This window comes from Agromyces sp. NDB4Y10 (assembly GCF_001620055.1).
Classification (GTDB): domain Bacteria; phylum Actinomycetota; class Actinomycetes; order Actinomycetales; family Microbacteriaceae; genus Agromyces; species Agromyces indicus.
In genome coordinates, this window is sequence record NZ_LQGY01000017.1 from 20,036 (window position 1) to 42,247 (window position 22,212).

The 22,212-nt window shown below is 72.7% G+C and carries 21 protein-coding genes; 14 read left to right on the top strand and 7 right to left on the bottom strand.

The window, feature by feature from the left end; all coding sequences use genetic code 11:
- Positions 1-5 precede the first annotated feature (5 nt).
- The 4 genes from AVP42_RS04880 to AVP42_RS04895 all read left to right on the top strand — a co-directional run bounded on the left by AVP42_RS04880 (position 6) and on the right by AVP42_RS04895 (position 5,131).
- Complete coding sequence (locus tag AVP42_RS04880) at positions 6-758, top strand: fructosamine kinase family protein (protein ID WP_067946733.1); 753 nt, start codon at positions 6-8, stop codon at positions 756-758.
- Positions 759-869: 111 nt separating this feature from the next.
- Positions 870-2,093: an LLM class flavin-dependent oxidoreductase gene (locus AVP42_RS04885; protein ID WP_082847010.1), complete on the top strand. Its 1,224-nt coding sequence runs from the start codon at positions 870-872 to the stop codon at positions 2,091-2,093.
- Positions 2,090-2,719, top strand: coding sequence for an FMN reductase (locus tag AVP42_RS04890; protein ID WP_067946689.1), 630 nt, complete (start codon positions 2,090-2,092; stop codon positions 2,717-2,719). The genes AVP42_RS04885 and AVP42_RS04890 overlap by 4 nt, the downstream gene beginning before the upstream one ends.
- Positions 2,720-2,830: 111 nt before the next feature.
- Complete coding sequence (locus AVP42_RS04895; RefSeq protein ID WP_157356734.1) at positions 2,831-5,131, top strand: cell wall-binding repeat-containing protein; 2,301 nt, start codon at positions 2,831-2,833, stop codon at positions 5,129-5,131.
- 63 nt (positions 5,132-5,194) lie between these two features.
- On the opposite strand, the gene AVP42_RS04900 is transcribed toward AVP42_RS04895, so the two are convergent.
- Complete coding sequence (locus AVP42_RS04900; RefSeq protein ID WP_067946693.1) at positions 5,195-5,401, bottom strand: dodecin family protein; 207 nt, start codon at positions 5,399-5,401, stop codon at positions 5,195-5,197.
- A gap of 238 nt (positions 5,402-5,639) precedes the next feature.
- On the opposite strand from AVP42_RS04900, the gene AVP42_RS17025 reads away from it, so the two are divergent.
- The gene (locus AVP42_RS17025) at positions 5,640-7,667 is read left to right on the top strand and encodes a glycosyltransferase (RefSeq protein WP_067946695.1); all 2,028 of its coding nucleotides are present in this window, start codon (positions 5,640-5,642) and stop codon (positions 7,665-7,667) included.
- A 297-nt stretch (positions 7,668-7,964) separates the two neighbouring features.
- Entirely contained in the window at positions 7,965-10,247 is a 2,283-nt protein-coding gene (locus AVP42_RS04910) for a polyribonucleotide nucleotidyltransferase (protein ID WP_067946698.1), read from the top strand.
- Between the two features lie 64 nt (positions 10,248-10,311).
- Here AVP42_RS04910 and AVP42_RS04915 read toward each other — a convergent pair whose 3' ends face one another.
- The 3 genes from AVP42_RS04915 to AVP42_RS04925 all read right to left on the bottom strand — a co-directional run bounded on the left by AVP42_RS04915 (position 10,312) and on the right by AVP42_RS04925 (position 11,800).
- Positions 10,312-10,524 carry a hypothetical protein gene (locus AVP42_RS04915; protein ID WP_067946700.1) on the bottom strand — a complete coding sequence of 71 codons (213 nt, stop codon included), beginning with the start codon at positions 10,522-10,524 and terminating at the stop codon, positions 10,312-10,314.
- Positions 10,521-11,171 carry a transcriptional regulator gene (locus AVP42_RS04920; protein WP_067946702.1) on the bottom strand — a complete coding sequence of 217 codons (651 nt, stop codon included), beginning with the start codon at positions 11,169-11,171 and terminating at the stop codon, positions 10,521-10,523. Before AVP42_RS04920 ends, AVP42_RS04915 begins: the two co-directional genes overlap by 4 nt.
- Positions 11,172-11,341: 170 nt before the next feature.
- Complete coding sequence (locus tag AVP42_RS04925; RefSeq protein ID WP_067946704.1) at positions 11,342-11,800, bottom strand: Lrp/AsnC family transcriptional regulator; 459 nt, start codon at positions 11,798-11,800, stop codon at positions 11,342-11,344.
- Between the two features lie 167 nt (positions 11,801-11,967).
- Between AVP42_RS04925 and pdhA the strand changes: the two genes are divergently transcribed.
- From pdhA to AVP42_RS04950, 5 genes are all read left to right on the top strand, one after another.
- Positions 11,968-13,089, top strand: a complete 1,122-nt coding sequence (pdhA, locus tag AVP42_RS04930) for a pyruvate dehydrogenase (acetyl-transferring) E1 component subunit alpha (protein WP_067946706.1) — start codon at positions 11,968-11,970, stop codon at positions 13,087-13,089.
- Entirely contained in the window at positions 13,086-14,105 is a 1,020-nt protein-coding gene (locus tag AVP42_RS04935; RefSeq protein WP_067946708.1) for an alpha-ketoacid dehydrogenase subunit beta, read from the top strand. Before pdhA ends, AVP42_RS04935 begins: the two co-directional genes overlap by 4 nt.
- Positions 14,102-15,541, top strand: a complete 1,440-nt coding sequence (locus AVP42_RS04940) for a dihydrolipoamide acetyltransferase family protein (protein ID WP_067946710.1) — start codon at positions 14,102-14,104, stop codon at positions 15,539-15,541. Before AVP42_RS04935 ends, AVP42_RS04940 begins: the two co-directional genes overlap by 4 nt.
- Positions 15,542-15,648: 107 nt before the next feature.
- Positions 15,649-15,957 (top strand): 4a-hydroxytetrahydrobiopterin dehydratase, encoded by a 309-nt coding sequence (locus AVP42_RS04945; protein ID WP_067946712.1) that lies wholly within the window; start codon positions 15,649-15,651, stop codon positions 15,955-15,957.
- Positions 15,958-16,102: 145 nt separating this feature from the next.
- Positions 16,103-16,432, top strand: coding sequence for an Lsr2 family protein (locus AVP42_RS04950; RefSeq protein WP_067946713.1), 330 nt, complete (start codon positions 16,103-16,105; stop codon positions 16,430-16,432).
- A gap of 31 nt (positions 16,433-16,463) precedes the next feature.
- Here the strand turns inward: AVP42_RS04950 and AVP42_RS04955 are convergent, their stop codons facing one another.
- The 3 genes from AVP42_RS04955 to AVP42_RS04965 all read right to left on the bottom strand — a co-directional run bounded on the left by AVP42_RS04955 (position 16,464) and on the right by AVP42_RS04965 (position 18,356).
- Positions 16,464-16,931 (bottom strand): GNAT family N-acetyltransferase, encoded by a 468-nt coding sequence (locus AVP42_RS04955; RefSeq protein ID WP_197466959.1) that lies wholly within the window; start codon positions 16,929-16,931, stop codon positions 16,464-16,466.
- Positions 16,928-17,524, bottom strand: coding sequence for a TetR/AcrR family transcriptional regulator (locus AVP42_RS04960; protein ID WP_067946717.1), 597 nt, complete (start codon positions 17,522-17,524; stop codon positions 16,928-16,930). The genes AVP42_RS04955 and AVP42_RS04960 overlap by 4 nt, the downstream gene beginning before the upstream one ends.
- Positions 17,525-17,627: 103 nt before the next feature.
- Complete coding sequence (locus AVP42_RS04965) at positions 17,628-18,356, bottom strand: MBL fold metallo-hydrolase (protein WP_067946719.1); 729 nt, start codon at positions 18,354-18,356, stop codon at positions 17,628-17,630.
- 56 nt (positions 18,357-18,412) lie between these two features.
- Between AVP42_RS04965 and AVP42_RS04970 the strand changes: the two genes are divergently transcribed.
- The 3 genes from AVP42_RS04970 to AVP42_RS04980 all read left to right on the top strand — a co-directional run.
- The gene (locus AVP42_RS04970; protein ID WP_067946721.1) at positions 18,413-18,994 is read left to right on the top strand and encodes a TetR/AcrR family transcriptional regulator; all 582 of its coding nucleotides are present in this window, start codon (positions 18,413-18,415) and stop codon (positions 18,992-18,994) included.
- Positions 18,995-19,102: 108 nt separating this feature from the next.
- Positions 19,103-20,710, top strand: a complete 1,608-nt coding sequence (locus AVP42_RS04975) for a carboxyl transferase domain-containing protein (RefSeq protein WP_067946723.1) — start codon at positions 19,103-19,105, stop codon at positions 20,708-20,710.
- 4 nt (positions 20,711-20,714) lie between these two features.
- On the top strand, positions 20,715-22,212 hold a 1,498-nt coding region (locus AVP42_RS04980; protein WP_067946725.1), incomplete at its 3' end, for an acetyl/propionyl/methylcrotonyl-CoA carboxylase subunit alpha.

A 22,212-nucleotide genomic window follows, 5' to 3' on the forward strand; every position in this document is an offset into this window, starting at 1 on the left:
AGACCATCACCAAGCGGCGCGTCGACGCTCCGGAGCGGTTCTTCGAGGCCGAGGCCGCCGGGCTCGAGTGGCTCGCCGCGGCCGGCGGGGCGCCCACGGCGCGGGTCGCTGGGGTCGGACCGGGCTGGATCGAACTGGAGCGCATCCCCGAGGTCCGGCCGGACCGCGCGTCCGCCCGGGAGTTCGGGACGGCGCTCGCCCGCACCCACGCGGCGGGAGCCTCCGCGTTCGGTGCGCCGCCCGACGGCTGGAGCGGCCCGCTCTTCATCGGCCGCCGGCCCATGGCCGCGGCAGCCGAGACGTCGTGGGGTCGGTTCTACGCGCGGGACCGGGTGCTCGCGTTCCTCCCGATCGCCGAGGGGGCGGGCAACGTGAGCCCGGCCGAGGCCGAGATCGTCCGACGGGCCGCGGCCGTCGTGGCCTCGGGCGCCTTCGACGACGGCGACCCGCCCGCGCGCCTCCACGGCGACCTCTGGAACGGGAACGTGCTGTGGTCGGCCGAAGGCGTCGTGCTCATCGACCCCGCCGCCCACGGCGGCCACCGGGAGACCGACCTGGCGATGCTGCACCTCTTCGGCTGCCCGTTCCTCGCCGAGGTGCTCGACGGATACGAGCGGGAGCTGCCGCTGCGTGCCGGCTGGCGCGACCGCGTGCCGCTCCACCAGCTGCATCCGCTCGCCGTGCACGCCGCGGGGCACGGCCGGTCGTACGGCGTCGCGCTGGCGGATGCCGCGGAGGCGGTGCTCGCCCTCGACTGACGCCCGGCGGACCGGGCGGGGTGGGCCGGGAATAGTGTGGGCGTGGCATCCGTTGGGATCAATTGCATGCGAATGTATGCAAAACCCGATCGGCCCAGGAGGGCGAGAGACATGCAGTTCGGAATCTTCACCGTCAGTGACATCACGGAGGACCCCACCACGGGTCGCACGCCCAGCGAGGCGGAGCGCATCCAGGCGACGCTGACGATCGCCAAGCACGCCGAGGAGGTCGGGCTCGACGTCTTCGCCCTCGGCGAGCACCACAACCCGCCGTTCTGGTCCTCCTCGCCGACCACCACGCTGGCCTACATCGCCGGCCAGACCTCCACGCTGCAGCTGTCGACCGCGACGACGCTGATCACCACCAACGACCCGGTCAAGCTCGCCGAGGACTACGCGATGCTGCAGCACGTGTCGGGCGGTCGCGCCGACCTCATGATCGGCCGCGGCAACACCGGCCCGGTCTACCCGTGGTTCGGCAAGGACATCCGACAGGGCCTGCCGATCGCGATCGAGAGCTACGAACTGCTGCACCGCCTGTGGAGGGAGGACGTCGTCGACTGGTCCGGCAAGTTCCGCACGCCGCTGCAGGGCTTCACGTCGACGCCGCGGCCGCTCGACGGCGTGCCCCCGTTCGTCTGGCACGGCTCCATCCGCACGCCCGAGATCGCCGAGCAGGCGGCCTTCTACGGCGACGGCTTCTTCGCCAACCACATCTTCTGGCCCGCGTCGCACACCCAGCGCATGATCGCGCTGTACCGCCAGCGCTTCGAGCACCACGGCCACGGCACCGCCGCGCAGGCGATCGTCGGCCTCGGCGGCCAGGTGTTCATGCGCAAGAACTCGCAAGACGCCGTGAACGAGTTCCGCCCGTACTTCGACAACGCGCCGGTCTACGGCCACGGCCCGAGCATGGAGGACTTCACGCAGCAGACCCCGCTCACCGTCGGCAGCCCCCAGGAGGTCATCGACAAGACGCTCGGGTTCCGCGACTACGTCGGCGACTACCAGCGCCAGCTCTGGCTCATCGACCACGCCGGCCTGCCGCTGAAGACCGTGCTCGAGCAGCTCGACCTGCTCGGCGAGGAGGTCGTCCCCGTGCTGCGACGCGAGTTCGCGAAGAACCGTCCGGCCGACGTGCCCGACGCGCCCACGCACGCGTCGCTCGTGAAGGCGAAGTACGGCGACGGCGCGCCCCGCCAGGCCACCCCGCGCGCCAACCGCGGCGACAACCTGACGGCCGGATCGCCCTACCAGGACGCCGAGGGCGGGACCGCCCCCGGTCGCGGCGCCGCGTTCGGACTCGCGTCCGCGGGAACGGCGGGTGCCCGATGAGCGCCAAGCGCATCGTCGTCGTCTCCTCGGGGCTCAGCACCCCGAGCTCGACGCGGCAGCTGGCCGACCGGCTCACCTCCGACGCCGTCGACGTCCTCCGCGAACGCGGCGTCGAGGCCGAGGTGCGCACCGTCGAGCTCCGCGACCTCGCGCACGACATCACGAATCACCTGCTCACGGGCTTCGCCCCGCCGAAGCTGCAGGAGGTGCTCGACGAGCTCGCGACGGCCGACGGTCTCATCGCCGTGACGCCGATCTTCTCGACGAGCTACGCGGGCCTGTTCAAGTCGTTCATCGACGTGATCGACCCGCAGTCGCTCACCGACCTGCCCGTGCTCATCGGCGCGACCGGCGGCACGCCGCGGCACTCGCTCGCGATCGACTACGCCATCCGGCCGCTGTTCACCTACCTCCACGCGATCCCCGTCACCACGGGCGTCTTCGCCGCGACCGGCGACTGGGGCGGCGGCGGGGACGGCGTGCGTTCGCTGCCCGAGCGGATCTTCCGCGGCGCTCGGGAGTTCGCCGAGCTCGTCGAGCGCACCGACCGCAGCGAGCGCGTGAACGACCCGTTCTCGCTCGACCGGCCGATGGGCCACCTGCTGGGCGGACTCGCGGGGGAGTAGGCGCAGACGGTGGCGACGGATGCCGCGGCGAACCGGTCGCCGCGGCATCCGTGCACTCGGGGTGGGGTCGATACGCTGCCGGCTGCCGCGGGGAAGTATGCTCTCTCCTGCGTGCCGGGCCCGACCGCGCCGCAGATCGACGGAGACCCGCACGTGCGCCCTCGCCGCCCCCGCTTCCTTGCTGTGCTCGCCGCAGCCATCGCGTTCGTCCTGGCGCCGTCGGCGCTCGCGCCCGCGCATGCCGAGGAACCGACGACCGGCACCATCACCGGCACGGTCACGGGTCCGGACGGCGAGTTGCTCTCCTCGGATGACTGGGCGGGCGTGACGCTCCAGAATGCGTACTCCAGCGTCGCGTGGGTCGACGTCGACCCGGAGACGGGGGCCTACGCGTTCGCGAACGTGAGCCCGGGGTCGTACCGACTGATGTTCCGCTACGTCGGAGACGCCGGCCTCATCGGGGAGTACTGGTCGGACGCGTACTACGAGGCGGACGCTCCGTTCGTCCAGGTGGTCGCCGGCGAGACCTTGACGCTGCACACCAGGCTCGAACGCGGCGCGGTCGTGCGGGGGACCCTCACCGGGAGTACCGCAGACTTCGGCCCCAACAAGTACGGCAAGCCGCGGGCGAGCATCAATGCGCTCCGGACCGGCCAGGTACCGCAGAACCGCATCATCGATCTCGCGGAAGACGGGACCTTCACCAGCAAGCCGCTTCCGCCCGGAGAGTATCGAGCCGGCTTCAGCAACGGCCCGTACTGGACGACCGAAGATCACAACGGCGAACCGTGGGCCTCCGCCACGGGCGCACCGCTGGTGCTGACGCTCGGGGCGGTCATCGACCTGGACATCGTGCTCGACCCGGTCCCGGCGGTGGCCGGCACGGTCACGGTCATCGACTCCGATGGCACCTCCCAGCCCTACAGCGGCGAAGGGCTCCGACTCGTCAGCGAGAACGGCGACACCGACCGGGCCGGGTCCGTCTGGCCCACCGGCACGTTCGAGGTGCACGGGGTGACTCCCGGAAGCTACACGGTTCGCGTGGAGCCGCACCGGTCGACGCTGGCGCTCCCGGGCGAATGGCGAGGTGACGGGATCCGGCCGGGGCTCCTGGACGTGGACGAGGGCGAGTGGGTGTCGGGAATCGACATCGAGCTCCGCCGCGGCGGATCGTTCCGTGCCGACCTCACCTATGCCGGTCAGCCCATCTGGGACGGCGGCATGTTCTCGATCTGGCGATACGACGAGACGGAGGATGCGTACCTGCCCGTGGTTCTGGACCAACCCGCCGGCTGGCGCGGCGCCGTCACGGCGCCGGTGCTCGAACCCGGTCGGTACGCCGTCCACTTCGCGTCGTCACTGGACGAGAGCATCGGTGGAGAGTTCTGGCAGGACGCGAGGTACTTCGCGGCTCGGACCGATGTCGTGGTCGAGGAGGGCATCGACCTGGATCTCGGAGAGGTGGCGCTCGAGCCGCGGTACTTCGACGTGGGGCGTCTGGGCGGCACCGATCGATTCGCCACCGCCGTCGAGATCTCGAAGGCCGCGATCGAGGACGGTCTGCGAGCGCCGGTGGTGTACGTCGCCAACGCGTTCAACTTCCCCGATGCCCTCGCCGCGGGCCCGGCGGCCATGCACGCGGGCGGCGTCGTGCTGACCGTTCCCGCCGACCGGATCCCGCCCGTGGTCGCCGCCGAACTCGCACGCATCCGACCCGAGCGGATCGTCGTCGCAGGCGGGACGGGATCGGTGTCCGCTGCCGTGTTCCGCCAGCTCGCGGCGTACGTCGACGACCCCGCCGACCTCGACCGGCTGGGCGGCGCGACGCGCTACGACACGGCCCGGCTGATCGTCGACGACGCCTTCGGCCAGGACGGTGCGTCCACCGCCTTCGTCGCCACTGCGGCGAACTTCCCCGACGCCCTCGCCGCCGGGCCCGCGGCCGGTGCCCTCCGCGGCCCGGTCATCCTCGTCGACGGCGCGGCGAGGTCGGTCGACGCGGCGACCGCCGCCCTCATCTCCGACCTCGGCGTGACCGCTGTCCTCATCGCGGGGGGCCCGGGTTCCGTCAGCGGCGGCGTCGAGGCATCGCTGGCCTCGCTCGTCGGTGGCTCCGATCACGTCGTGCGACTCGCGGGACCCGACCGCTACGCCACGGCCGCGGCGGTGAACGGCGCCGTGTTCGACGAGACGGAGTACGCCCTGATCGCCTCGGGCACGGGCTTCCCGGACGCGCTCGCCGGCGGACCGCTCGCCGGCATGCTCGGCGCGCCGATCCACCTCTCGCCGGGTTCGTGCATTCCTGCGTCGGCAGCGGCCGGCATCGTCGACAGCGGCGTCCTCGGGGTCCTGCTGCTCGGCGGACCCGGCGCACTCGGTGCATCGGTCGAGTCGCTCACCCTCTGCGGCTGACCAGCTCGCGTCCGCGCCCGACGGTCGGAGAGGCGACGCCTCCCCGCCCCGGCGCGCCGACGCTCAGTCGTCGAGCACGAAGGTGACCTCGAGGGTCACCGACCACTCGACGATGCGTTCGCCCTCGACCTTGACCTTCTGCTCCTTGACCCACGCGCCCTTGACGTTGCGGAGCGTCTGGGCCGAGCGGGCGATGCCGACCGCGACGGCGTCCTCGAAGCTCGTCTCGGAGAAGGCGGTGATGGTGGTGACGCGTGCGACGGATGACATGGCGTTCCTCCTCGAACGTTCCGGGCGCACCGGACGATGCCCCCGTGCCCATCTTGCGCGTCTCGGGCGCCGACCGCGAGGGGGTGCGCGAACGGATGTCGCGACCCGGCTGCCCTCGGCCCGCGGCATGACCCGGGCGCGACCGCCCCGGGAACGGCGTCCGTCGACTCGGTGAACCCTGGTCGACCTCCGGCGTCGCGGCGCGCGGCGAGACGGGACGAGCGGACACGCTGTCACCGTGAGAGTCGCCCTCCTCGCCGAATCGTTCCTCCCGCACATGAACGGGGTCACCCACTCGTTGCTGCAGGTGCTTCGACACCTCGAGCGTCGAGGCCATGAGGCGCTCGTGATCGCCCCGCGCTCCGGACCCGTCGACCACGGGCTGCACGGCGCCCGCGCGGAGTTCCTGCGGTCGGCGCCGCTGCCCGGGTATCCCGAGGTGCGGGTGGCGCTCACCGGGGTGCGCCGGCTGACCGGGGTGCTCGGGGACTTCCGGCCGGACGTGGTGCACCTCGCGTCGCCGTTCGTGCTCGGGTGGCAGGGCGTGCTCGCGGCCGAGCGCCTGGCCGTGCCATCCGTCGCCGTCTACCAGACCGACGTGCCGGCCTACGCGGAGCGGTACGGGATGGCCGGCGCCGAGCCCGTGCTCGCCCGGCACGTCGCCCGGATCCACCGTCGCGCGACCCTGACGCTCGCGCCGTCCTCGGCGGCGGCGACGCGGCTCGAGGGCTACGGCGTCGAGCGGATGCGGCGCTGGGCGCGAGGGGTCGACACCGAGCGGTTCCACCCGGTGCGCCGCGATCCGGCGTGGCGTCGTCGCTTCGCGGCCGACGACGAGGTGCTGGTGGGCTACGTCGGCCGCCTCGCGCCGGAGAAGCAGGTCGAGGACCTGCGGGCGCTCACGGGCATCGAGGGCGTGCGCCTCGTCGTCGTCGGAGACGGGCCGTCGCGTGTGGCGCTGGAAGCCGCGCTGCCCGGCGCCCGCTTCACCGGGTTCCTCGGCGGCGAGCAGCTCGCGACCGCGGTGGCCAGCCTCGACCTGTTCGTGCACCCGGGCGAGAGCGAGACGTTCTGCCAGACCGTCCAGGAGGCGCTGGCCAGCGGCGTCCCGGTGGTCGCCACCGGCCGCGGCGGGCCGCTCGACCTGGTGCACTCGAGCCGGGACGGCTGGCTGTACCGGCCCGGGGACCTGGGCGAGCTCGCTGCCCGCGTGCGCGACCTCGCGGGCGACGACGCGAAGCGGCGCGCGTTCGGCCGCGCGGCGCGCGAGGGGGTCGCGGAGCGCAGTTGGGAGCGACTCGGCGACGAGCTGCTCGCGCACTACGAACTGGCCGCTCGCATCCGTTCGGGCGTTGTCGCGAGCCCCGCCGTCACCGGCCACGCCATCACGGCGCGGCGGGACGCCGAGCCGGCACCCGCGGCGACGGTGCGGCCGACGCCGCCCGCACCGGCCGCCGCGCGACGCTGGGAGCGGTTCGTCGCCGTCGGCGACTCGGTCACCGAGGGGCTGTGCGACTCGTCCCGCATGGCCGCAGGGGAGTACCGCGGCTGGGCCGACCGGTTGGCGATGCTGCTCGCGGCGACCGGCGGCGGGGTGGGCTACGCCAACCTCGCCGTCCGCAGCCGCCGCGTGCGCGACGTCGTCGACGTGCAACTCCCGCACGCCATGCGCCTGCGCGCCGACCTCGTGACGGTCCTCGCGGGCGGCAACGACCTCGTCCGAATCGACGCCCGGCCGGAGGCGCTCGCCGATCGCCTCGCCGACGCCGTGCTCGCCGTGCGCGCCGCCGGGTGCGACGTGCTCGTCGTCACGCCCTTCGTCCCGGCGCACGAGCGCCTGGGTCCCGTCCGAGCCCGATTCGCGCGGTTCGGCGAGCGGATGCGGCACCGGCTCGAGGGCACGGACGTGCTCGTGCTCGACGCGGCCGCGCACGACGGGCTGACCGCCCGCGGGGTCTGGGCCGAGGACCGCGTCCACCTCAACTCCTCCGGCCACCGGGCGCTGGCCTACGCCGCCGCATCGGTGCTCGGGGTGCCGGATGCCGCCGCGCTCGCCGCACTCGACGCGGCGCTGCACGGCGACGCCGATGAGCCCGACGCCCCGCCGCTGCCCACGGGCGAGTGGCTGCGCCGCCATGCCGTGCCGTGGGCCGGCCGTCGCCTGCTCGGCCGGACCGCGGGGGACGGGCGCTCCCCGAAGCACGCGGACCTGGTGCACATCCCGCCGCCCGACCGTGCCGCGCGGCGCGCCCGGACCACCGCGTGAGCCGCCGCCGCGGCGCCCGCTAGGCCACGACACGCCGGGCTGGTAGGCTCGCCGAGGGTGCCCGTTCGGCACCCGCTCAACTCAACATGAGCTCGCGCCCATCCACGGGCGCGCAACGGAGCAGGCCGGCAGGAAGCTGGTCCCCTGTGGTGGCTTACCAAGCACGAGCTTGGTGGACTTCTACTGGTGGCCAGCGCTGGCGGGTCGGATGACCCGCTGAGATCTGCCTGTTCCCTGCTCCTTGTCCACCTCGCGCGCCACACGGGCGTGCGAGTCGAAACAAAGGAGAGAGACCTCTTGGAAGGTCCTGAAATCACGTTCGCCGAGACCGTCATCGACAACGGTCGCTTCGGCACCCGTACCATCCGCTTCGAGACCGGCCGACTCGCGCAGCAGGCGCAGGGTTCGGCGGTCGCCTACCTCGACGACGAGACCATGCTGCTCTCGGCCACGTCGGTGTCGAAGCAGCCGAAGGAGCACTTCGACTTCTTCCCGCTCACGATCGACGTCGAGGAGCGCATGTACGCCGCGGGCCGCATCCCCGGCTCGTTCTTCCGCCGCGAGGGCCGCCCCTCGACGGAGGCGATCCTCACCTGCCGCCTCATCGACCGGCCGCTGCGTCCCTCGTTCGTCGATGGCCTCCGCAACGAGGTCCAGGTCGTCGTGACCGTGCTCGCGATCGAGCCCGACGAGCTCTACGACGTGCTCGCCATCAACAGCGCGTCGCTCTCGACGCAGCTGTCGGGCCTGCCGTTCTCCGGCCCGATCGGCGGCGTGCGCGTCGCCCTCATCGACGGCCAGTGGGTCGGCTTCCCGAAGCACTCGCAGCTCGAGGACGCCGTGTTCAGCATGGTCGTCGCGGGTCGCGTCGTGACCGAGGCCGACGGCTCGCAGGATGTCGCGATCATGATGATCGAGGCCGAGGCCACCGACAACGCCTTCAACCTGATCCAGGCCGGCGCCGTCAAGCCCGACGAGACTGTCATCGCGCAGGGCATCGAGGCGTCGAAGCCGTTCATCAAGCAGCTCGTCGAGGCGCAGCAGGAGGTGGCGAAGACCGCCGCCAAGCCGACCGCCGACTACCCGACCTTCCCGCCCTACCAGGACGCGACGAAGGCCGCCGTCGAGGAGCTCGCGCTCGAGGAGCTCAAGGGCATCTACCAGATCGCCGGCAAGGTCGAGCGGCAGGACGCCGACGACGCGCTCAAGGCGCGCGTCAAGGAGGCCATCGCCGCCAAGGTCGAGGCCGGGGAGCTCCCCGAGTCGGCCAACGGCGAGGTGTCGGCCGCGTACAAGTCGGTCACCAAGCACGTCGTGCGCTCGCGCGTCCTCTCCGAGGGCGTCCGCATCGACGGCCGAGGCCTGGCCGACATCCGTCCGCTCGACGCCGAGGTGCAGGTCATCCCGCGCGTGCACGGCTCCGCCATCTTCCAGCGCGGCGAGACCCAGATCCTGGGCGTCACCACGCTGAACATGCTCAAGATGGAGCAGCAGATCGACTCGCTGAGCCCGGTCACCAAGAAGCGCTACATGCACAACTACAACTTCCCGCCCTACTCGACGGGTGAGACGGGGCGCGTCGGTTCGCCGAAGCGCCGCGAGATCGGCCACGGCGCGCTCGCCGAGCGTGCGCTCGTGCCGGTGCTGCCGTCGCGCGAGGAGTTCCCGTACGCCATCCGCCAGGTCTCCGAGGCGCTCGGCTCGAACGGCTCGACCTCGATGGGCTCGGTCTGCGCGTCCACGCTGTCGCTGCTGAACGCGGGCGTGCCGCTGAAGGCGCCGGTCGCGGGCATCGCGATGGGCCTCATCTCCGACACGGTCGACGGTGAGACCCGCTACGCGGCGCTGACCGACATCCTGGGCGCGGAGGACGCGCTCGGCGACATGGACTTCAAGGTCGCCGGCACGTCCGAGTTCGTCACGGCGATCCAGCTCGACACCAAGCTCGACGGCATCCCCGCCTCGGTGCTCGCCGGCGCGCTCACCCAGGCCAAGGAGGCGCGCACCACGATCCTGCAGGTGCTGAACGCCGCCATCGACGGCCCCGACGAGATGGCCCCGACGGCGCCGCGCGTCATCAGCGTGCAGATCCCGGTCGACAAGATCGGCGAGCTCATCGGCCCGAAGGGCAAGACGATCAACGGCATCCAGGACGACACCGGTGCCGAGATCTCCATCGAGGACGACGGCACCGTCTACATCGGCGCGACCGACGGCCCGACGGCCGAGGCGGCGCGGGCCGCGGTCAACGCGATCGCGAACCCGACCAACCCCGAGGTCGGCGAGCAGTTCCTCGGCACGGTGGTGAAGATCGCCGCGTTCGGTGCGTTCATCTCGCTGCTGCCCGGCAAGGACGGCCTGCTGCACATCTCCGAGGTGCGCAAGCTCGCCGGCGGCAAGCGCGTCGAGAGCGTCGAGGACGTCCTCGGCGTCGGCCAGAAGATCCTCGTCGAGATCACGAAGATCGACGACCGCGGCAAGCTCTCGCTCGCGCCCGTCATCGCGGAGGAGGCCGACTCGGCCCCCGCCGAGACCGAGCGCGTGCACCCCGTGGAGCCCGCCGAGGGTGCCGACGTCTAGTCGTCGCCCCGTCGCACCGATGCCCCGCCCGATCCGTTCGGGCGGGGCATCGTCGTCTCGTCGCCTACAGCGGCAGGAACGTCGCCGAGCGGATGGCGCGGTCGCGCTCGGCGACGGCGGCCTCGGCCGCCTCGCGGGCGGCCATCCGGGCGAGCAGGCGGTCGCGGTCGGTGCGCCGCGCCGAGCGGCGCCGGCCCCAGCGGGCCAGGGCGAGCCCGGCGCGGACGGCCCAGTCGCCGAGCCGGCCGGAGCCGGGGGAGAGGGTGAGGGAGCTCATCGGTCCTCCTTCGCGGGGTCGGCGGTCGGTTCGCCGCGCACGAGCGGGAATGCGTTGACGTGGATCTGGACGGGACGTGAGCCGGGCGACGGCGTGCGCTTGTAGGCGCTGATGTAGCGCTGCAGGACGGCGTCGATGTCGGTCACCAGGCCGTGGAGCTGTTCGGGCGTGAGGCGGAGGTTGATCGTGTCCGAGGTGGCGATGTCGAGCCAGTCGGAGTCGAACACCAGCTCGCCCTCGGCGAGGAACTCGTGGAAGTTCTGCTCGCGGGCGCGGAACCACTCGTCCTCCACGAGCTTCACCGCGAGGCGTTCCGCGCTGCCGGGCGGCAGCTTGCGGGCATCGGGGATCGCGATGGATCCGGGGCTTCGTTCCCACCAGCGCTCGCGGCCCTTGCCGCGCGAGGGGTCCTCGCGCACCAGGCCGGCGCGAGCGAGCTGGCGCAGGTGATAGCTGGTGGCCCCGCTGGATTCGCCGAGGCGCTCGGCGAGCATGCTGGCCGTGAACGGGCCGTAGGACGAGAGCTCGTCGTAGATGCGCACCCGGAGGGGGTGCGCGAGGCTCTTCAGGCTCTCCGAGGGCAGGACGTGGTCGATCCCGGGGTGCCGGGAGCTGCTGGGCCAGGCGTTCAGGTCGGTGTCGTCCATGGTGCAAAGATAGCGTTGCAAAGAATTCTTTGCAAGAGGTTCTTTGCAACTCTCGCAGAGCTCGCGAGGATGACCGCAGCGGCGGTGCCCGGGCGGGCCGCGCGGCTCGGTGAGCGCGGCGGGTGAGCGCGGGCGCAGCGGGTGAGCGCGGCGCAGCGGGTGGGCGCGGCTCAGCGGGCGAGCAGCGGCGACAGGCGGTAGGGGATGAGCTCGCCCATCGCGAGGGAGGTCTCCGTGCGTTCGACGCCCTCGATCGCGAGGATCTCCTCGTCGATGCGGAACAGGTCGTGCGCGTCACGGCAGACCACCCGGACGAGCAGGTCCACCTGGCCCGACAGCCCGTGGGCCTGGATCACCTCGGGGATCCGCGAGAGTTCCCGCACGACGTCGGACAGCAGCTTCTGGCGTGCGTGGACCGACACGAACGCCTCGAGCGGATAGCCGAGCGGCGCCGGGTCGATGCTGCGCTCGAACGAGAGGAAGGCTCCGGATGCCTCGAGCCGCGCCATCCGCGCCTGGACGGTGTTGCGGCTCAGCTTGAGCCGGTCGGCGAGCGCGACGGCCGTGGCTCGCGGGTCGTCGGCCAATGCCCGGAGCAGGGCTCGGTCGACCGCGTCGTAGCCGTTCATAGCGCCACACGTTAGCACCGTGAAGTCCGTCACCACCATGCAATCTGCGCAACTCGTCCGGGGTTGCTTGAGCCGATTGCCAGATCGTCGTACGCTGCCGATATCCGGCATCGGCGCCGGGCGCGACGCTGCCCACAAGGCGGCGGAGCCGACACGGAGGTTCGACGATGACCCCTTCCGACCGAGAGGCGACCGGGCTGCTGACCCGTCCCGGCGACCTCGTCCAGCTCCTCGACCAGGCGGGCACGCGACACGCGAACCCCGACTTCGACCCGTGGGTCGCCGACGTCGACACCGACGCGCTGGCCGCCCTCCACCGCGACATGGTCGTCGTGCGCCGCCTCGACGCCGAGGCCACCGCGCTCCAGCGCCAGGGCGAGCTCGGCCTGTGGCCGCCGCTCGCGGGCCAGGAGGCCGCGCAGATCGGCTCCGCCCGGGCCCTCGACGACGAGGACTTCGTCTTCTCCAGCTACCGCGAGCACGCCGTGGCGTGGCTCCGCGGCGTGCAGCCGGTCGAGCTCCTGAGCGTCTGGCGCGGCACCGCGGCATCCGGCTGGAACCCCTATGAGAAGCGCATGGCCGTGCCGCAGATCATCATCGGCGCGCAGTCGCTGCACGCCGTCGGCTGGGCCATGGGCGCCAAGGTGCAGGGCGACGAGCACGTCGCCATCAGCTACTTCGGCGACGGCGCCACGAGCGAGGGCGACGTCAACGAGGCGTTCGTCTTCGCCGCGAGCTTCGACGCGCCCGTCGTGTTCTTCTGCCAGAACAACGGCTGGGCCATCTCCGAGCCGGTCGGCCTCCAGTCCAAGCAGCCGCTCGCGCGTCGCGCCGACGGCTTCGGCATGCCCGGCATCCGCGTCGACGGCAACGACGTGCTCGCCGTGCTCGCCGTGACGCGCTGGGCGCTCGACCGCGCCCGCCGCGGCGAGGGGCCCGCGTTCATCGAAGCCGTCACCTACCGCATGGGACCGCACACCACCGCCGACGACCCCAAGCGGTACCGCACCGACGACGACCTCGCCGCCTGGCGCGAGCGCGACCCGATCTCCCGCCTGCACGCGCTGCTCGCGGCATCCGGCGCCGACATGGCGGCCGTCGACGCCGACGCGAAGGCCGCCGCCGACCGCGCCGCCGCCGACCTGCGCGCGGCCATCACGAACATCCCCGACCCGGAGCCCATGAGCGTGTTCGACCACGTGTACGCCGAGCCCAACAGCCACCTCGAGCGGCAGAAGTCGCGCTACGCCCGCTACCTCGCGATGTTCGACGAGGAGGACGACCGATGACCACGCTGACCCTCGGCAAGGCCCTCAACGAGGGGCTCCGCCGCGCGCTCGCCGACGACGACACCGTCGTGCTCATGGGCGAGGACATCGGCACGCTCGGCGGCGTCTTCCGCATCACCGACGGCCTCAAGGCGGAGTTCGGCGGCGATCGCGTCGTCGACACGCCACTGTCGGAGGCCGGCATCCTGGGCACGGCCGTCGGCCTCGCGTACCGCGGCTTCCGCCCGGTGGTCGAGATCCAGTTCGACGGGTTCGTCTACCCGGGCTTCGACCAGATCGTCGCCCAGGTCGCGAAGCTGCACTACCGCTCGCGCGGCACGGTGAAGATGCCCATGGTCATCCGGATCCCGTTCGGCGGCGGCATCGGCGCGGCCGAGCACCACTCCGAGTCGCCCGAGGCGTACTTCACCCACACCGCCGGGCTGCGCGTCATCGCGTGCTCGAACCCCGCCGACGCGTACGTCATGATCCGCCAGGCCATCGCGAGCGACGACCCGGTGGTCTTCCTCGAGCCCAAGCGCCGCTACCACGTGAAGGGCGAGGTCGACCTCGACGCGAACCTCGCCGACGCCCGGCCCATGGGCGTGGCCACGGTCGTGGCATCCGGTCGCGACGTCACGCTCGTGACCTACGGCGCGCTCGTGCAGACCGCGAAGGATGCCGCGACCGCCGCCGCCGAGGAGGGCGTCTCCGTCGAGGTCATCGACCTGCGCTCGCTCGCGCCCGTCGACTACTCGACCATTGAGGCCTCCGTCCGCCGGACCGGACGTCTCGTCGTGGCGCACGAGGCGGGCGAGCAGGGCGGCGTCGGCGCCGAGATCGCCGCGTCGATCACCGAGCGCTGCTTCGAGTTCCTGGAGGCGGCGCCCGTGCGGGTCACGGGCCACGACATCCCGTATCCGCCGGCCAAGCTCGAGCAGCACCACCTGCCCGACCTCGACCGCATCCTCGACGGCGTCGACCGCGCGATGGGCCGGCCGAACTCGCTGTCCGACGTCTCGGAGGTGGACGCGTGAGCACGATCCGCGACTTCGCGCTGCCCGACCTCGGCGAGGGACTCACGGAATCCGAGATCGTCGCCTGGCGCGTCAAGGTCGGCGACCACGTCGAGCTGAACCAGATCATCGCCGACGTCGAGACCGCCAAGGCCGTCGTCGAGCTGCCCTCGCCGTTCGAGGGCACCGTGACCGCGCTGCACGCCGCCGAGGGCGAGACCGTCAACGTGGGCGAGAAGCTGTTCTCGTGCGACACGAGCGGTGCCGCGGTGACGGATGCCGCGGCGCCGGCCCCTGCCGCCGCGCAGGCCGCTGCGCAGGCCGCTCCCGCCGAGACCGCCCCGGAGGCTCCGGCCGAGCCCGTCGAGGTGCGCGAGCCGACCCTCGTCGGCTACGGCGCCGGCGCCGAGCGCGGACCCAAGCGACGGGCCCGCCGACTCGGCGCGCCCGCGGCGCTCCGCGAGGACCTCGTGCCCGCACCGCCCGAGCACGACCGCATCGAGCCCGACACGGTCACCCACGGCGGCGCGAACGGGCTGCACGACGCCGACGAGCGCCCCGAGCGTCCGCGGTCGACCCCGCCGGTCCGCAAGCTCGCGCGCGACCTCGGCGTCGACCTCGAGCAGGTCGTCGGCACGGGGGAGCGCGGCCTGATCACGCGCGCCGACGTCGAGGCCGCGGCATCCGGGACCCGCGCCCCGGAGGCGCCGGCGACGCCGGCGACGGTCACCGAGACGGCGCCCGCACCGGCGGCACCGGCGGAGACCCGCATCCCCATCAAGGGCGTGCGCAAGCACACCGCCGCCGCCATGGTGCGCAGCGCCTTCACGGCGCCGCACGTGACGGAGTTCCTCACGGTCGACGTGACCGCGACGATGGAGCTCCTCGCCGCCATCCGCTCGGATCGCGCCTACGCCGGACACAAGGTGACGCCGCTCACCGTGGTGGCGAAGGCGCTCTGCATCGCCGCGGTCCGCACGCCCGAGGTCAACTCGCGCTGGGACGAGGAGGCGCAGGAGATCGTGCGCTTCGGCGGGGTGAACCTCGGCATCGCCGCGGCCACCGAGCGCGGCCTCGTCGTGCCGAACGTCAAGGGCGCCGAGCGGATGACGCTCATCGAGCTCGCCGACGCGATCGCGGCCCTCGCCGGGACCGCGCGCGCGGGGAGGACGGCGCCGGCCGACCTCGCCGGGGGCACGATCTCGATCACGAACATCGGGGTCTTCGGGATCGATGCGGGAACGCCGATCCTGAACCCGGGGGAGGCGGCGATCCTCGCGATGGGCGCCGTGCGGCGCCAGCCGTGGGAGCACCGCGGCGAGATCGCGCTGCGCGAGGTCATGACGCTCTCGCTCTCGTTCGACCACCGACTGGTGGACGGCGAACAGGGCTCGCGCTTCCTCGCCGACATCGGGCGGATCCTCCGGGAACCGGGCCTCGCGCTCACCATGTCCTGACCCGTCGCCGCCTGGCACGGACGCGAATCGCCGGAACTCGACACGAGTTCCGGCGATTCGCGTCCGAGGAGGGTGCGGGCGCAGCGTGGCGGGTGCAGGATGAGCCCATGGACGAGCGCACGCCCCGCTCGCGCGAGGACGTCGCGGCGGAGATCTCCGGAACCGGATTCCGCCACGACGGCGAACGGCTGACCGCGGAATTCCGGACGGCGGATTTCGCAAGCGCCGTTCGCCTGCTCGATGCGGTGGCCATTGAAGCGGATGCCGCGAACCACCATCCCGACGTGCGCCTCGGATGGGGCCGCATCGAATTCGATCTCGTGTCGCACGACGTCGAGAGCGTGACGAACCGCGATGTGGAATTGGCGAAGCGGATCGCCGTGATCGCGCACGAGCACGGCGCGACGACCGCCTGAATTCCGCGATCGCGTCGACTGGGAATTCTCCACAACCATCGAACAATTCACGTGCCCGAATTCACAGCGGGAATATGCTCGTCTGCAGACACGCGTTCCCGCTGTCGTATTCGACTGCGATTCCCCGCAGAAAGGGCGTGCACACATGGCGAAGCGAATTGTCGAGACCCTGGTCGACGATCTCGACGGATCCGAGGCCGATCGGACCATTGCATTCAGCATCAACGGCGACGGCTACGCGATCGACCTGTCGTCGGCGAACGCCGAGAAGTTCGAGGCGGCGCTCGCGCCGTTCGTCGACGCCGCGCGCCGCACGTCGTCGGGTCGCGGCGGTGGCAGCGCGCGCCGGCGGTCGGGTGGCGGGGCCGCCGGCGACACGAAGGACGCGCGCGAGTGGCTCCGTGCGAACGGCCACCAGGTGTCCGACCGCGGCCGCATCCCCGCGCCGCTGCTCGAGCTCTACCGCAACCGCTGACGCGGGGCGACGCCGCGCCCGTGGCATCCGTTCACCGGAGGACGAACTCGATCTCCTCGATCTCCTCGCCGCGGGCGTTGGCGTAGTCGCGATCGCGCCCGACCTCGACGAAGCCGAGCTTGCGCAGCACGGCGACGGAGGCCGCGTTGTCGGCGGCCGCCCGCGCCCGGATCGGGCGCGGCTGCGTGTCGAGGAAGAGGCGCAGGGCACGCGTCGCGATGCCGCGGCCCCAGTGCTCGCGGTCGATCCAGTAGGTGATCTCGGCCATTCCCGAGTCGGCGTCGATCCAGCGCGCGACGCTGCCCACGATGCGGCCGTCGCAGCGGATGGTGCGCGCGTCGTAGTCGTCGCGCGCCGAGAACCGGGCGACGTGCGCGTCGTAGGCCGCACGGTCGGCCGGATCGGTCGCCGTGAAGGCGGCCATGCGGTTCGCCTCGGGATCGAGTTGGATGCGGAACAGCTCGTCGCGGTCGCCGGCGCGGGTCGCGCGCAGGGTCACGACGTGAGGCTCGACCATGCCATGTCCTCCAGGATGCCGCGGACCACCCTGTCCGCGGGTCGGCGCCCATGGATGCGGGCGCTGTGCGGGGTGGAGTTGATGAGCCCGAAGGCCGCGTGAGCCCGGATCCGCAACTCCGATTCGGCCCGGTCGGGCCTCAGGCGGGCGAGCACGCCCACCCACAGTTCGACGTACTCGCGCTGGAGGCGCCGGACCTCGTGGGCGTCGGCCTCGTCGAGGCTGCCGAGGTCGCGGTCCTGCACGCGGATCACGTCGGCGTTCGCGAGCGCGAAGTCGACGTGGAAGCGGATGAGGTCGCGCAGGGCGCCGGCCGGTTCACCGGCGGCCGCGATGGTGCGCCGACCGCCGTCGAGGAGGCCGCGGCTCGCGTCGGCGAGGATCGCGGCGAGCACGGCGGCCTTGCCCGGGAAGTGGCGGTAGACGGCCGGTCCCGAGACGCCGGCGGCCTGGCCGAGCTCTTCGAGCGTGACGCCCGCGTAGCCGCGGTCGGCGAACAGGCGCGCGGCGGCCGAGAGGAGGGCCGCGCGACGGTCCGCCTTGGCGCGGCCGCGGTCGGTGAGCGTGTCGCTCAGGGTGCACCTCCGGGGGAATTCGGTGAATGCACACTAACCGACCGGCGGTCTCGCGGCAACCGTGCCACCCCGCCGACCTGCGGTGCCCCGGGCGTGCGGCCGATCAGCGAGCGGATGCCGCGGCGGCCTCGCGGACCAGACGGACCGCCTCGGCCGCCCCGCCGTTCCACGGCGTGCCGTGGCCGGGGAGCACCCACGTGGCATCCGTCGCCGCGAGCGCGTCGAGGGAGTCGAGTGCCGCCTCGGGCTCGTCGGTGAACGGCGCCGGCTGCGGTCCGCGCCGGCCGGTGAGCACGTGCCGCGTCGTCAGGGCGTCGCCCACGAACACGGCGTCGAGGTCGGGGGAGTGCACGGCGATGCTCCCCGGCGAGTGGCCGGGCATGCCGATGATGACGGGCGAGCCCGGGAGGTCGAGCCGGTCGCCGTCGCGCACGGTGCGGACCTCCGCGAGGTACTCGGTCCTCGCGCCGCCCTTGACGAGCGCGTACGCGAAGAAGCGCACGATCGGCCAGGGGCGGATGCCGCGCCCCAAGCTCGTCGCCGGCTTGTCGCCGCCGCGGGCGCGCGCGGCGTCGGCTTCGTGGACATACGCCGGCACCCCGTGCTCGCGGCGCAGGCGCTCGGCGAAGCCGAGGTGGTCGGAGTCGCCGTGGGTGAGGATCACGGCGCGGATGTCGTCGACCGACCGCCCGGCGGCCTCGAGCTCGCAGAGGAGGTCGGCGTAGTGGCCGGGGAGACCGGCGTCGACGACCGTGATGCCGCGGTCGTCGAGGAGGAGGTAGGCGGCGACGATCTCGTTTCCGATGCGTCGCAGTCCGGTGCGGAGTTCCATGTCGGCTATGATACGTAGCTATGATGGCTAATGTCAATAGCCAGAGGGAGGACGCCATGCCCACGCCGACGCGCATCACGACGGAATCGCTCCACGCGGCAGCTGCGGAGATCCTCGAACGCGACGGCCGGGACGGGCTCACCATGCAGGCCGTCGCGACCGCGCTCGGGGTCCGCGCGCCGTCCCTGTACAAGCACGTCCGCGATCGCGAGCACCTCATGCGGACCGTCGCCGACGGCGTAGCGCGGGAGCTGGGCGACCGGGTCGATGCGGCGGTGGCGGCGACCACCGACGCGCCGTCGGCGGCGCGGGCGATCGCCGCTGCCGCCCGCCGATTCGCGCACGAGCGGCCGAACGGCTACGCGCTCGTGTTCGGGCCGCTCCCGGAGTCCGAGCGCGCGGATCGCGCCGCCCTCGACCGCGCGAGCGCAGCCGTCCTGGAGGTCGCCCGCCGCCTCGCGGGGGAGGAGCACGCGCTCGATGCCGCGCGCACCCTGACGGCGTGGATGCACGGATTCACCGCGATGGAGCTCGCGGGCGCGTTCCGGCTCGGCGGCGACCTCGATCGCGCGTGGGAGTTCGGGCTGGAGCACCTCCTGGCCGGACTCTCCGGCAGCGCCGCCGCCCCTCGACGCTGAGCCGTGTTGCGGATTTCGGTGAATGGTCGCTAACATGAATCCCGGTTAGCGAGCGTTCACCGAAGGCGCTCGGGTCCACGCCACGACGGAGAGGCGGAGCGGAAGCGGATGCACACCCTCACGAGCGCGATCGACGCGGCCTCCGACGCCGCCCGCGCCAACGCCGACGCGCACGCGGTGCTCGTCGACGAACTGCGGGCGAAGCTCGCCCGGGCCGCCCTGGGCGGGCCCGAGGCCTCGCGCGACCGACACGTCGCGCGCGGCAAGCTGCTGCCTCGCGACCGCGTCGAACGACTGCTCGACGAGGGCAGCGCGTTCCTCGAGCTCGCGCCGCTCGCGGCCGACGACCTCTACGACGACGACACGCCCGCCGCGGGCGTCATCGCCGGCGTGGGGCTCGTGCACGGCCGGCCCGTGATGGTCGTGTGCAACGACGCCACGGTCAAGGGCGGCACGTACTACCCGATGACCGTGAAGAAGCACCTGCGGGCGCAGGAGGTCGCGCTCGAGAACGCGCTCCCGTGCATCTACCTCGTCGACTCCGGCGGCGCCTTCCTCCCGAAGCAGGACGAGGTCTTCCCCGACCGCGACCACTTCGGCCGCATCTTCTACAACCAGGCGAACCTCTCCGCGCGGCGCATCCCGCAGATCGCGGCCGTCATGGGGTCGTGCACCGCGGGCGGCGCCTACGTTCCCGCGATGAGCGACGAGACGGTCATCGTCCGCAACCAGGGCACGATCTTCCTCGGCGGCCCGCCGCTCGTGAAGGCCGCCATCGGCGAGGTCGTCACGCCCGAGGAGCTCGGCGGCGGCGACCTGCACTCGCGCCACTCCGGCGTCACCGACCACCTCGCCGAGGACGACGAGCACGCGCTCGAGCTCGTGCGCGACATCGTCGGCACGCTCCCGGCACCGGCCGACCGCGCCTGGGCGGTCCGCGAGCCTCGCGACCCCGCCGTCGACCCGGCGACGCTCACCTCGGTCGTGCCGGTCGACGTGCAGCAGCCCTACGACGTGCGCGAGGTGATCGCGCGCCTCGTCGACGGCAGCGAGTTCCACGAGTTCAAGCGCGAGTACGGCGACACGCTCGTGACCGGCTTCGCCTGGATCGACGGGCATCCCGTCGGCATCGTCGCGAACAACGGCGTGCTCTTCTCCGAGTCGGCCATGAAGGGCGCGCACTTCATCGAGCTCTGCGACCAGCGCGGCATCCCCCTCGTGTTCCTGCAGAACATCTCGGGGTTCATGGTGGGCCGCGACGCCGAGGCCGGCGGCATCGCCAAGCACGGCGCGAAGATGGTCACCGCCGTCGCGACCACCCGCGTGCCGAAGTTCACCGTCGTGATCGGCGGCTCGTTCGGCGCCGGCAACTACTCGATGTGCGGCCGCGCCTACTCGCCGCGGTTCCTCTGGATGTGGCCGAACGCCCGCATCTCCGTGATGGGCGGCGAGCAGGCGGCATCCGTGCTCTCGACGGTCAAGCGCGACCAGATGGTGGTGCGCGGCCAGGAGTGGTCGGCCGAGGCCGAGGCCGCGTTCAAGGCGCCCGTGCGCGAGCAGTACGAGGCGCAGGGCAGCCCCTACCACTCGACGTCGCGCCTCTGGGACGACGGCGTCATCGCCCCCGGCGACACCCGCACGGTGCTCGCCCTCGCCCTCGAGCTCGCCAGCCGCACGCCGCTGCCCGAGCCCCGCTTCGGCCTGTTCAGGATGTGACCGGATGACGCAGCCGTCCCCCTCCACCGCCCGACCCTTCGACCGGGTGCTCGTCGCCAACCGCGGCGAGATCGCCGTGCGCGTCATCCGCACGCTGAAGCGCCTCGGCATCCACGCCATCGCCGTCCACTCCGACGCCGACGCGGGCGCCCCGCACGTCGCGCTCGCCGACGAGGCCGTGCGCATCGGCCCGGCTGCGGCATCCGAGAGCTACCTCGACCCGGCGCGCATCGTTCGCGCGGCCCTCGACACCGGCGCGCAGGCGATCCACCCCGGCTACGGCTTCCTCTCCGAGAACGCCGCCTTCGGGCGCGCGTGCGCCGAGGCCGGCATCGTGTTCGTCGGTCCCGGCGCGCTCGCGCTCGAGGTCATGGGCGACAAGATCCGGGCCAAGCGCCACGTCGCCGAGTCCGGCGTGCCCGTGGTGCCGGGCGTCAGCGAGCCGGACGCGACCGACGACGAGCTCCTCGACGCCGCGCCGCTCATCGGGTTCCCACTGCTCGTCAAGCCGTCCGCGGGCGGCGGCGGCAAGGGCATGCAGGTCGCCCGCGACCAGTCCGAGCTCGAGCACGCCCTGCCCGCGGCCCGCCGCGTCGCGCGCGCCGCGTTCGGCGACGACACCCTGCTGCTCGAGCGCTTCATCGACACCCCGCGCCACATCGAGGTGCAGGTCCTCGCCGACGCGCACGGCAACGTCATCCACCTCGGCGAGCGCGAGTGCTCGCTCCAGCGCCGACACCAGAAGGTGGTGGAGGAGGCGCCGTCGCCCCTGCTCGACGGCGCGACGCGCGAGCGCATCGGGCAGGCGGCATGCGACGCCGCCCGCAGCGTCGAGTACCTCGGCGCCGGCACCGTCGAGTTCCTGGTGTCGGATGCCGCGCCCGACGAGTTCTTCTTCATCGAGATGAACACGCGCCTGCAGGTCGAGCACCCCGTGACCGAGCTCGTCACGAGCGTCGACCTCGTGGAGCAGCAGCTGCGCATCGCGGCGGGGGAGCCGCTCGCGATCGCGCAGTCCGACGTGCGCCTGACCGGCCACGCGGTCGAGGCGCGCGTGTATGCGGAGAGCCCCGAGCGCGGCTTCCTGCCGTCGACGGGCGAGGTGCTCGCTTGGCGACCGCCCGCCGGCGAGGGCGTCCGCGTCGACGCGGGCATCCGCGAAGGGCAGCGGGTCACGGCCGACTACGACCCGATGATCGCGAAGGTGATCGCGTACGGCGCCGACCGCGACGAGGCGCTCGACCGGCTCGACGCCGCGCTGGCCGGCACCGTGCTGCTCGGCGTCGAGTCGAACATCGCCTTCCTCCGCCGCCTGCTCGCCCACCCCGACGTGCGCGCCGGACACCTCGACACGAACCTCATCGATCGACTGCCCGACCCCGAGCCGACGGATGCCGCGGCCGATCCGCTCGCCGCGGTCGCCCGCGCCGCGCGCGAGCGCGACGCGCGCCGCAGCGCGGCGACCGGGCACGCCTGGCAGCGTGAACGCGGCTGGCGCGTCG